This window comes from Microcoleus sp. MON2_D5 (assembly GCF_036701905.1).
In the GTDB taxonomy this organism is placed as follows: Bacteria; Cyanobacteriota; Cyanobacteriia; order Cyanobacteriales; family Microcoleaceae; genus Microcoleus.
In genome coordinates, this window is sequence record NZ_JAUBRM010000133.1 from 1 (window position 1) to 12,551 (window position 12,551).

The window sequence follows — 12,551 nt, forward strand, 5'->3', positions numbered from 1 at the left end:
CCCGAACCCACTCCAACTCCGACACCGACTCCGGCGCCAACTCCGACGCCCGAACCCACTCCAACTCCGACACCGACTCCGGCGCCAACTCCGACGCCCGAACCCACTCCAACTCCGACACCGACGCCTGCGCCAACTCCGACGCCCGAACCCACTCCAACTCCCACACCGACTCCGGCGCCAACTCCAACTGAGACTCCCACACCAACTCCGCCGACGCCGACTCCAACTCCCACACCGACTCCGGCGCCAATTCCAACTGAGACTCCCACACCAACTCCGCCGACGCCGACTCCAACTCCGACACCGACGCCTGCGCCAACTCCGACGCCCGCGCCGACTCCAACTCCCACACCCGAACCCACTCCGACACCCACACCCGAACCCACTCCAACTCCTACACCTGCGCCGACTCCGCCGCCAACACCAACTCCCGCACCCACACCAACTCCGGCCGTAGATGATTGCCTACTCGATAGCCTCAACGCCCCGCAACTAGATCCTGCCACCATCACCCCCAACCCCGTCCAACAAACTGTCAACGGCGGCGAAGGTAACGATTTCATCATCGGCGGTGGCATCAACGAGTCAATTAACGGACAAGCCGGCAACGATACTCTCTACGGCATGGGCGAGAATGACAACATCCAAGGCGGTGCAGATAACGACTCAATCTTCGGCAATGGAGGCAGCGATTTCATCTCTGGCGGTGCTGGCAACGATACCATCTACGCTGGCAAAGATCCTGACACTGTGGTAGATGCCGAGGGCGACGACTTGTTGAGGGGAGATGTCGGCAATGATACAGTTGCTGGCGGCGTTGGTAACGACAGCATTTTCGGCGGTAAAGATGACGATATCTTGCTGGGTGAAGATGGGGACGACTACATTTTAGGCAACTTAGGAAATGACACAATTAATGGCGGAAACGGCAACGATATTGCCTTTGCCAATGAAGGTGCAGACCTGATTTTTGGAGACTTGGGAAATGACAGCCTGTACGGCGGCAAAGAAAACGACAGTCTCGATGGCGGTGAGGGCAACGACTTGCTCTTCGGTGGCAATGAAAACGATGTGCTCTGTGGCGACATCGGTAACGATACCCTGTACGGCGGCAAAGGTAATGATATTCTCAGCGGCGGTGCTGGGGACGATTTCCTTTCCGGAGATGTTGGCGACGATACTTTGACTGGTGGTTCGGGAAATGATGTGTTTTTCCTAAGTCAAAGTTTGGGTAGCGACATCATTAATGATTTCCGCAAGGGAGAGGATTTAATTGGGTTGAATTCTGGTTTGAGTTTCAATCAACTCAGTATTACTTCCAGCAACAATCAGACTTTGATTACTGTGACGGACACCAATCAATTGTTGGCGAAGCTTAACGGTATTACCCCCGGTATTCTCACCGCTAGCGATTTCACTCAGATAACAATCTAACTACCTCGGGTAGGGTGCGCCATAAGCAGCCCGACCCCTCAGGAGTGGTGAAGAAAGCTCTCAAACTCCTGAAAGGTTGTGGATGACGTTAGCGCAGCCCTCCCCTACGGGGGCTACGCTAACGAAGAGGATCGCTCGATCTGATTGTTTTCAACCGCGATCGGTAATAAATCTTGTTTATTGCCGATCGCCCACACCTAAAATGAGGCAACTCCGTCTATTGCACTCCTGAGCTGGCTAGCCATAAACAGCGGCCGAATAAAGCAAGCTTTCTCAACCACTAAATTTCAGATTTTTGGGAACTTTTTGCCAGTTATTAAAAAAATTAAATTAATCAATTTTTTAGGCAATTTTCGTGGTTTTCTCTAATGTGAATGTATCAGGTACTAGCTAGAGCAATTGTCAGAAATTGGGAACTACAGAAAATCTTTTTGGAATTTTATCTAACCAAGGCTACCAAATGGTTTGATGCACTATTTATCTCGCTAATGGTGCGCCTTGCCAATCTACATAGAGAGGTTCCCGGTGCCGGACTATTTACATTACATCCTCTGCAGTTAATTGCTCAGAAAATCGCAATTTTTATACAGCTTAAGCTGATTAGGGAGACAAGTGTCGGATTTCACTTAGGGATAGAATTAAAGTTTTTCCCTAAATTTTAATCTTTCCGATGGATCACTGAGTTTTTAATTCTGCCTACTGCCTTCTGCATCTTTAGCCTTCTGCTTTCAAGGTGAATCTACTAGCAAATAGTAAACATTCTCATGGGTATGCCAAATGAGTTCAACTTTTGCCACCAACAGGGATTCACAATCTGTTCTCCGCAATGCTGGTTCTAAATCTATTGTCTTCATAGATTCGGGCCTAGATGACTATCAAACTCTTGCGGGTGGCGTGCTTCCCGGTACAGAGATCATCATTTTAGATAAAAATGGTAATGGAGTCGAGCAAATTACTGCGAAACTGCAAACAATTTCTGCTGCGGGGGAAACTGTAGACCAACTTCATATTTTTTCGCACGGCAATTCTGGCAGCTTGCAGCTAGGTTCTAGGACGCTGAATTCGGATAATTTGTCACAATATGAAAGCCAGTTGCAAGAGTGGCGAAATGCGCTAAGCGACAAAGCAGATATTGTGCTTTACGGTTGCGATGTTGCTGCGGGTTCGGGGAGCGATTTTGTCGATCGCCTGGGCGAGTTAACCGGAGCTGATGTTGCGGCATCTAGCGATCGCACTGGCCGCGGTGGTAACTGGAATTTGGAGTTGGCCAAGGGTGATATTGAAGCACCGCTAGCCTTGACTCCAGAGGCAATGGCGGATTACCGAGGGACTTTAGCGACTATTACCGTTACCAACAATAATGATAGCGGGCCGGGTTCCTTGAGAAGTGCGATCGCCTCGGCAGCAGCCGGCGATACCATTCAATTTGCCTCCACTCTTGCCAGCCAAACAATTACTCTCACTTCCGGTCAACTTGTCATCAACAAAAACTTGACAATTGATGCAGTTGGTGCAGCTAGTTTAACCATCAGTGGCAACAATACTTCGCGGGTTATCCTAACCGAAGGTTCAACAAATGTTACTCTAAAAAACCTGATTGTTGTCAACGGCAAAGTTTCTGGAACAGATCCGAATAATGAGGCAACTAGCGCCGGTGGTGGCATTCAAACGGGAGGTAACAGCACTTTAACTTTAGAAAATTGCCAAGTCAATAATAATGTTGCTGGTTTGGGTGGTGGCATTTACACGGGTTTTCGCAGCACGACAAATGTAATTAACAGCAAGTTTAGCGGCAATGATGGTTCTTTAGCTAACAATACCGAACGCGGTGGCGGCGCGATCGCAACCAAAAGCGGCGGTGTTCTGACTATCAGAGATAGCGAATTTACCAACAACAAAGGCAGCTACGGCGGAGCTGTTAATAACCTGTTGGGCAGCATGACGATCGAAAACTCTAAATTCACAGGCAACCGCACAGATAAAGGCCCTGGCGGGGCAGTTTACGTCGATGGCGCTAATGCTTCGGGCCCCAATGCAACCCCCGGCCCTGTTGCCGGAAATATTGCTATCCGCAACAGCGTTTTTGACGGCAATATCGGCTCAGGAGAAGGAGGCGCAGCCTTTTTGTTTGGTTATTTGCAAGATAAAGTGGTTTTGGAAAATAGCACTTTTATTAATAACCAAGCCGTAAAGAATTCATCAGGTACTGGAGGTTCTGGAGGCGGGGTTCGTCACGGTAACGCTGATTTGACAGTGACCAACTGCACATTCGCTAACAATAAAGCTGAAGACAACGGCGGCGGTTTGTGGTTCGGAGAAAATGGAAATGTCAGCATTGTTAACAGTACCTTTTCCGGCAACAGTGCTGCTAAGCAGGGCGGGGGAATGGTTGTTGGCAACAGAGATTCTTTTTCGACTAATATCGTCAATTCGACTTTTGCTAAAAATACCGCTGGCGAATATTCGGGAGGTATTGCTACTTTTGGTAATCAGCCAATTACTGTCAAGAATTCTATTTTTGATAGCAACACGGCGGGTAATCCTTTTAAGGTTAAGCAGCAAACCGGCCGGGAATTAATCAACGGGGGAAATAATCTGCAATTTCCTAATAAACTCACGACGGGCGATCCTAACGACAATAATGTTACGGCAAATGTGAAGATCGCAGACCCGAAACTCGGCCCTTTGGAAAATATTAACGGCGCTTTCGTGCTGCCGCTGCTAACAGGAAGTCCGGCAATTGATACTGGTACTGGTGCGGGCGCGCCGGCTGCGGATCAGCGCGGTGTGAGTCGCCCTCAAGATGGTGATAATAACGGAAGTGCGATCGTGGATATTGGTGCTTACGAATTTAACGCTACAGTCACGCCAACTCCGACTCCCACTCCAACTCCAACTGAGACTCCGACCCCAACTCCGACTCCGACTCCCACACCGACTCCCACACCGACTCCCACACCAATACCGACTCCAACTCCGACGCCGGCGCCGACTCCCACCCCAACTGAGACTCCCACACCAACACCGACTCCCACACCGACTCCCACACCGACTCCCACACCAACGCCGACGCCCACACCTGCGCCGCCGCCAACACCAACTCCCGCGCCCACACCAACTCCGGTCGCAGATGATTGCCTACTCGATAGCCTCAACGCCCCCCAACTCGACCCTGCCACTCTCACACCCAACCCCGTCCAACAAACTATTAACGGCGGCGACAGTACCGATTTCATCATGGGTGGCGGCATCAACGACTCGATTAATGGACTTGCCGGCAACGATACTCTCTACGGTATGGGCGGCAATGACAACATTGACGGCGGCGCAGATAACGATTCAATCTTTGGCAATGAAGGCAGCGATTTCATCTCTGGCGGCGCTGGCAACGATACCATCTACGCTGGTAAAGATCCTGACACTGTTGTCGGCGCCGATGGCGACGACTTGTTGAGGGGAGATCTCGGCAGCGATACGGTTGCCGGCGGGCTGGGCAACGACAGCATTTTTGGCGGTAAAGATGACGATATCTTGCTGGGTGAAGATGGCGATGACTACATTTTAGGCAACTTAGGAAATGACACAATTAATGCCGGAAACGGCAACGATATTGCCTTTGGCAATGAAGGTGCAGACCTGATTTTTGGCGAGGAGGGAAATGACACCCTGTACGGCGGCAAAGAAAACGACAGTCTCGATGCGGGTGAGGGCAACGACTTACTGTTCGGCGGCAATGACAACGATGTGCTTTGCGGCGACATCGGTAACGACACCCTGTACGGCGGCAAAGGTAATGATATTCTCAGCGGTGGCAGCGGTTCCGATTTCCTTTCCGGGGATGTTGGGGACGATACATTGACGGGAGGTTCGGGAAATGATGTGTTTGTCCTCAATCAAAGTTTGGGTAGCGACATCATTAATGATTTCCGCAGGGGAGAGGATTTATTTGGGTTGAATCCTGGTTTAAGTTTCAATCAACTCAGTATTACTTCCAGCAACAATCAGACTTTGATTACTGTGACGGACACCAATCAATTGTTGGCGAAGCTTAACGGTATTACCCCCGGTATTCTTACCGCTAGCGATTTCATTACTCTGTAGTTATTATACCAAATCAGGGTTGGCTACTCCCTTTATCATTCTGCGTATCATTCGGTGGTTGAAACCGCTACTAAATAAACGAAGTCCGCCTCCGCAGACTGAGAGATAAAGGGAGTAGTTTAATCTGGATTTGGTAGAATAGCATATTCCAATAAAAATTAGCCAAGCATGATAAATATCCTCTAATCCTCTGATGCTCTAGCCCACACATATTAATCTATTATTCCTAATAAAGCGGAGTTGAGATTATTCCGTTTTAATACGATCGCACAAATGTCTGTCCTCCTCCTTCACATCAGCATTGGTTCGCAAATAATTTCCGACCCAATCGCATCCATACTGGAGGAAATCGAGCTGGAAAATTCGCTCTAAATTCCACACAATAGCGGTTCTATCCTGACTTGCTGAGGCGATGAACTTTCCATCAGGGCTAAATGTCACTCCGAACACCCCATCGCTATGTCCTTTTAAGGTTTCAAGCTCTTGACCATCCTCCCTCAAAAGTTTGAGTGTGCCGTCGAAACTTGCTGAGGCGAGAGTCTTGCCATCAGGGCTAAATGCCACTCCGAACACCCCATTTTTGTGTCCCTTTAAGGCTCTGATTTCCGTACCGTCGCGCCGCCAAAGTCTCACCATGCTATCCATACCTGCTGAAGCGAGAGTCTTGCCATCAGGGCTAAATGCCACTCCAGCTACCTGACGGCGATGGCTCGTTAACGTGTGTAGAAGCCTGTAGCTGGGCTTTCCAGAGGCGATCGCATTATCCCACTGCCAAAGTTTAACAGTGCCATCCACGCTAGCTGAGGCAATAACCTGTCCATCGGGACTAAAGGCAACTCCGTTAATGTGATCGGTATGTCCTTTGAGAGTTGCTAATTCAGAACCATCAATTCTCCAAACTTTAACCGTTCTGTCCTCACCCACCGAGGCTATTGACTGTCCATCTGGATGAAAATCAACGGCGAAAACTCTACCTTGATGTCCCGTAAAAGTCTTGACTAAAGTTCCGTCTAGTTGCCACACTCGAACAGTGCTGTCATAACCACCTGTAGCAATGATGTCTCCCTTTGGGCTGAAATCTACTCCGAAAACTTTATCCGTTTGTTTGGGGAAAGTGCGAATTAAGCTACCATCAAGCCGCCAAAGTTTAACGGTATTATCGCGACTGGCAGTGGCAATTGTCTTACCATCAGGACTAAATTTTATGGTGTAAATTGGTGCTTGATGTCCGTTAAGAGTGTGGAGCAAACTGTCATCAAGCTTCCAGAGCGCGATCGGGCCATCCCAACTGGATGAGGCGAGGAGTTGCCCGTCAGGACTCCAAGCCACTCCAGAGACGACATCCTTGGCGGCTGGTAGGGTTTTTACCAGAGTCCCGTCAAGCTTGCAAAGTTTGACTGTTCTATCAACACTTGCCGAGGCAATTAAACGACCTTGAGGGTTAAAAGCGATTTTGATTACTCCATCGCTGTGTTCAGTTATAGTTTGGACTAACGTGCCGTCAAGGTGCCAAAGTTTGACGGTTTTATCCCAACTCGCGGAGGCAATCAGATTTCCTTGAGGGCTAAAGGCAACGTCTCTAACTCTCTCCGTATGTCCGGTGAGGGTTCTCAGCAGTTGACCGTCTGCACTCCAGAGTTTGATGGTTTTATCGTTAGAAGCAGATGCAATAGTTTGACTGTCAGGGCTAAAGGCAACGCTGACAACTTCATCTTTATGTCCGGTGAGAGTTCTCAGCAGTTTGCCGTCTGTACTCCAGAGTTTAATTGTTTTATCTTTAGAAGCGGAAGCAATAATCTGACCGTCAGGAGCGATCGCTACGTCTGCAACATCTTGGGTATGTCCTTTTAAGGTGTGCCACAAGGTATAGCTCGACTCTCCGTTTGGTGATTTTGTACTCGTTTTGCGCCAAAGTTTAACGGTGTTATCGCCAGAACCAGAAGCAATTAGATCCCCTCTGGGGCTAAATACGACTGCCCAAACCGTATTGTTGTGTCCTTGAAGCGTTCCCACCTTTGTACCGTCTTTTTTCCAAAGTTCGATGGTTTTGTCGGCAGAAGCTGAGGCAATGAGTTCGCCATCAGGGCTGAAAATGACATCATTAACCACATTGTCATGCCCGGATAACTGGTTATAGTCAACCGCTCCATAAACAGCCTGATGGAGAGCCTCCTTAACTGAGTGCTGGATATCTGCGTCTGCAACACCTAACTTTTGCAATCGTCGCTGTGCTGTGATGGCTTGTACAAGTGCATCTAACTTTTGATTTGAGGCGAATAGTGCTTCGGAAGATTTGGCGATCGCCTTGATTTCGCTGACAGCACTTTGCCGATACTGAAAATACACCGCTAGCCCCAATGCACAGGCGATAATTAATGCTATACTTACTACAAAAAGCAAAAATCTTTGCCGCCTCGAACTTTTTTTCTCAATTGCTAATCTTTTTTGTTGTTCTGTTAGTCTGGCTTCAATTTCTTTAGTCCGTTCTGCTTCCAATGCTACCTGCACTTCTGTTCGATCTAATTCTTCAGAAGCTGCTAAAAACTTATAATCCAAGTCACTTAAACTTTTACCCTGAGCCCAAGCTTGAGCATTTTTTAATGATTGTCCGCGTAACAATCGGGATTTATCGGTCTGCTTTGAAGTTATCCAAGCATCAAACGCTTGAGAGTAGGGACGCAAGGAAGCGAGATTTTTTTCTACCCATTCGGGGTTAAATACTTCTTGATAAATGGGGTTTCTTACTTGTAAAAAACCTTGGTGTTTTACAACCAAACCAGACAGCAATAGTTCTACCTGTTCTCGCGAGTCATCGGTTGGGACTTCCACTCCTTGTAAGATTTTTTGATAGATTCCCAGGAGTCTTCCAGCACGTTGCTCATTTCTCAGGATGCGATCGCGGATCGTCTTTAAATGCTCTGGCTCATCTTGAGATTCCCAATTCTGGACGATCTGCGATCGTACCAGCGATTCCACAAAAAATCCCTCTGTTCCCGGTGGAATTGTCAGCACGTCACTGTGAGATTCTCGCGCCGCTATTACTATCAATTGACACAGCTTTTGGCTCAGAAATGGTTGCCCATAAGTCCAAGCTAATATTGCTTTGATAATTGCCTCGGCATTACTGACTACACTATCTAACCCTTTAGTTAAAGGAGAGGCTTCTTCCCAGGAAAACCCGTGCAAATCTACTGATTGTCCGATATTAAAAGGTGTCCGATTTTTATCGGCGATTAAATCGCTGGGTGTAGCTACTCCGAAAATCGCGAAGGTAATCCGATTGTATGCGGGATTGAGGGATCGTTGGTTGTAACAATAACGAATCAAGGCGAAAAAGTCATCGACGGGAAAATCTAAGCTTAAAATACTATCAATCTCATCGACAAATATAATAATTCGATTTTCGGGAAATCGGCTCAATAAAATATCTTCAATAAATTGACTCAATCTTTGCAGGAGAGAAACTTCTTCTTGTTCTTGCCACCAGGTTTTTAAATTGACTTTCCCTACAAGATGAAAACTGCGCCACAAATCCCCAACGATTCCTTTATACCACTGTAAAGGAGTAATGTTTTCGCTACCGATGCGAGTCATGTCGATCGCGCTGCAGAGAAATCCTTCGGCTTGCAGTCGGTGCAGGGTGCGAACGAGAAGGGAAGATTTGCCCATCTGTCGGGAGTTGAGGACGTAGCAAAATTCGCCTCGTTTTAAGGCTTCATAAAGCTCGATATCTGCTTGTCGTTCGACATAGGTAGGCGCATCAGTTGTGAGACTGCCGCCAATTTGGTAAGAGTAATCTTTCATAATTGATAGTTCACGGTTTCGGATAATTTAGCGATCGCCCACGGCATCGCACAAATGTCTATCTTCCTCCTTCACTTCGGCATTTGTTCGCAGATAATCCCGGACGCGATCGCACGCATAAGCCAGTTCATCGAGTTTGAGAATGCGCTCCACATCCCAGAGAATGATTGTGCGATCGTCCCCAACCGAGGCAATTTGTTTGCCATCAGGACTAAACGCCACCCCCCAAACGTTCCCTTCATGTCCGGTTAGCGTCGTGATTTCTGTCCCGTCGGTTTTCCAGAGTTTGAGTTCGCCAGTAGCGCCTCCCCCCACCAGCATTTGACCGTCTGGACTAAAATCAACTGCCATCATGCCTCTGGTATTGCCCTGAAGAGTTTCGAGCAACGTGCCATCGATCTTCCAGAGTTTAATCGTGTCATCCATGCTGGCAGTTGCCAAAGTGCCACCATCTGGACTGATAGCAACTTCCCAAACTCCACTGCGATGACCTTTCAAAAGCTTAGAAAATTTACCGTCTAAACTCCACAAGCGAACCATCGCGTCTTCACTGACAGAAACTAACTGCTTTCCGTCGGGGGTAAAATCCACATCGTAAACCCTTGCCTGATGTCCTGCGAGCGTTCTCAGCAAAGTACCGTCAGGCTTCCACAGTTTTATAGTTTTATCATCGCTGGCAGAAGCAAGTATTTGAGCGTCTGGACTTGGAGAGATATCCCAAACACCCGCATCATGTCCTTTGATTGTTTTCAGCAACGTGCCGTCAAACTGCCAGAATTGAATCGTTTTATCTTCACTGGACGCAGCCAGGGTAGGTGCGTTGGCTCCTTTGGCAAAGCTGGAACCCCAAAGGAAAGAAACAGAGTAAAACGCAGCCTGCTTTCCGGCAAAAGACTTTAGCAACCGACCGTCTCGCGCCCACACTTTAAAGGTTCGATCTGAACTCGCTGAAGCTAGCATCCGACCGTCTGGGCTAAAATCGATATCCCAAATGGTGCTGCCATGTCCGTAAAGGACTTTCGAGAAGGGGTTGGTCAGGTTCCAGAGTCGGGCAGTTGTGTCGTCGCTGCCGGAGACAATCATTTGGCGGTTGGGAATAAAGGCAAGCCCGCGAATCCCAGATTGATGCCCTTTCAGGGTTTTTAACAGTGTCCCGTCCGGCTTCCAGAGGTTTATAGTTTGGTCGGCACTCGCAGAAGCGATCGCATCGCCTGCTGTGCTGACGGCGACTTCAAACACTTCAGAATTGTGACCCCTGAGAGTTCTTAGCAGCTTTCCGTCGGGTTGCCAAATTTTAATCGTGTTGTCAGCACTGGCAGAGAGGATGGCGGGATGTTTTGTACCGCTATTGTCGGCAAGTAAGGTGAACTTAATGTCCCAAACAGTAGCGCTGTGACCTTCTAGGGTTTTCACCAGTTTGCCATCTAAAGTCCAGATCTTGACCGTACCGTCGGCGCTGCTAGAAGCGAGCAGGTTTCCATCGGGACTAAAGGCAACACTCCAAACCCCACTTTGATGTCCGCTTAGAGTTTTGAGCAGTTTGCCATCCATGCTCCACAGGCGAACGGTACTTTCTTCACCCGCAGAAGCGATGCGCCGAACATCAGGACTTACGGCAACGCCCCATATCGCAGCGCTGTGTCCCTGAAAGGTTTTGAGGAGCTTGCCTTGCCGATGCCACACATAAATACTGCCGTCCAAGCTGGCTGTGACTACGCGCTGGCTGTCAGAACTGAAACTGGCGGCGTGGACGGTGCCTTTGTGTTCCAGGGTTTGCAGTAGGGTACCATCAAGCTGCCAAAGCTTTACCGTTTGGTCGTTGCTGCCTGTGGCGATGAGTTGCCCGTCAGGACTAGCATCAAGAGTTAGAACTGCACTGGGATGACCCGATAGGTGATTGAATTCTGTCGTTCCGTAGATGGCTTGTTGCAGCACTTGCTGAACTTGAGATTGCAATTGAAGGCTGGAATTAGCGACACTGTCGAGCTTGCGTCTGGCTTTGATGGCGGTTACGAGAGCGTCTAATCGCTGTTCGGACGCAAGTTGTCCTGCGGAGGAGGAGGTGAGGGCTTGAATTTCGCTGGTAACGGCTTGACGATATTGCCAGAGGGCGAGGATGCCAAGTGCGATCGCAACTATCAGTGCTCCACTCAGCGCTCCAATAAACCTTCGCTGTCGCTTTGCTGTCTCTCGCTCTAAAGCTAACCGCTTGCGTTCTTCTGCCAGTCGGGCTTCAACTTCTCTGACCCTCGCTGCTTCCAGGGTTTGCTGAACTTCCAGCCTGTCTAATTCACCAGAAGTGGCTAAAAATTGATAGTCCAAATCGCTCAAACTTTTTCCCTGCGCCCAGTAGGAAGCGTCTTTTAGCGCTTGTCCGCGCAACAGTCGCGATTCATCCTGTTGTTTTGAAGCGATCCAAGCATTGAAAGCTTGGGAGTAAGGGCGCAGTTGCCCTAACTGTTTTTCTACCCATTCCAGGTTAAAGACTTCTTGATAAATCGGGTTTCTTACCTTCAACAAACCTTGTTGTTTTACTACCAAACCCGATAGCAGCAGTTCGATCTGCTCTCGACTATCATCGCCTTCAATTTCACTCGCTTGTAAGAGCTGCTGATAGATGCCTAAGCTACGTCCTGTGCGTTGCTCGTTGCGAATGAGGCGATCGCGGATTGTCTTTAAATGCTCGGGTTCATCTTGCGATTGCCATTTATTGATGATATTTTCTCTCACCAGCAATTCCACAAAAAATCCCTCGGTTCCCGGTGGTATTTTTAAATCTGCCGTGTGGGCTTCCCGCGCCATTTTTACCACTAATTCACATATTTTTTGCGTTAAGAATGGCTGTCCTCCCGTCCAAACTAAGATTTCTTTGACAACTGCTTGCGGATTGGCTATGACATTTTCTAGCCCTTTCGCTAATGGTTGCGCTTCTTCTAAGCTAAATCCTGACAAATCAATCGCCACTCCGATATTAAAAGGTGTCCGATTTTTATCGGCGATTAAATCGCTGGGTGTAGCTACTCCGAAAATCGCGAAGGTAATCCGATTGTATGAGGGATGGAGGGTTCGTTGGTTGTAGCAATAACGAATTAAGGCGAAAAAATCATCTACGGGAAAATCTAAGCTTAAAATACTATAGCAATCCTATATGAATTGTGAAAAGGCATCAAATCTTTTCAAGTTAGGAAAATTGAAAAGATTATATTTAG

4 protein-coding genes are annotated in these 12,551 nt (G+C 48.2%); 2 read left to right on the forward strand and 2 right to left on the reverse strand.

Annotated features, from left to right (window positions below; all coding sequences use genetic code 11):
* Together QUA47_RS28360 and QUA47_RS28365 are read left to right on the forward strand one after the other, a co-directional pair.
* A partial coding sequence (locus QUA47_RS28360; RefSeq protein ID WP_333433231.1) for a calcium-binding protein occupies positions 1–1,437 on the forward strand: 1,437 nt, incomplete at its 5' end.
* A 777-nt stretch (positions 1,438–2,214) separates the two neighbouring features.
* Positions 2,215–5,538 carry a DUF4347 domain-containing protein gene (locus QUA47_RS28365; RefSeq protein WP_333433232.1) on the forward strand — a complete coding sequence of 1,108 codons (3,324 nt, stop codon included), beginning with the start codon at positions 2,215–2,217 and terminating at the stop codon, positions 5,536–5,538.
* 246 nt (positions 5,539–5,784) lie between these two features.
* Here QUA47_RS28365 and QUA47_RS28370 read toward each other — a convergent pair whose 3' ends face one another.
* Together QUA47_RS28370 and QUA47_RS28375 are read right to left on the reverse strand one after the other, a co-directional pair.
* On the reverse strand, positions 5,785–9,342 hold the full coding sequence (locus QUA47_RS28370; RefSeq protein ID WP_333433233.1) for a WD40 domain-containing protein: 3,558 nt from the start codon (positions 9,340–9,342) through the stop codon (positions 5,785–5,787).
* Between the two features lie 27 nt (positions 9,343–9,369).
* Positions 9,370–12,474: an AAA-like domain-containing protein gene (locus QUA47_RS28375; protein WP_333433234.1), complete on the reverse strand. Its 3,105-nt coding sequence runs from the start codon at positions 12,472–12,474 to the stop codon at positions 9,370–9,372.
* Between the last annotated feature and the right edge of the window lie 77 nt (positions 12,475–12,551).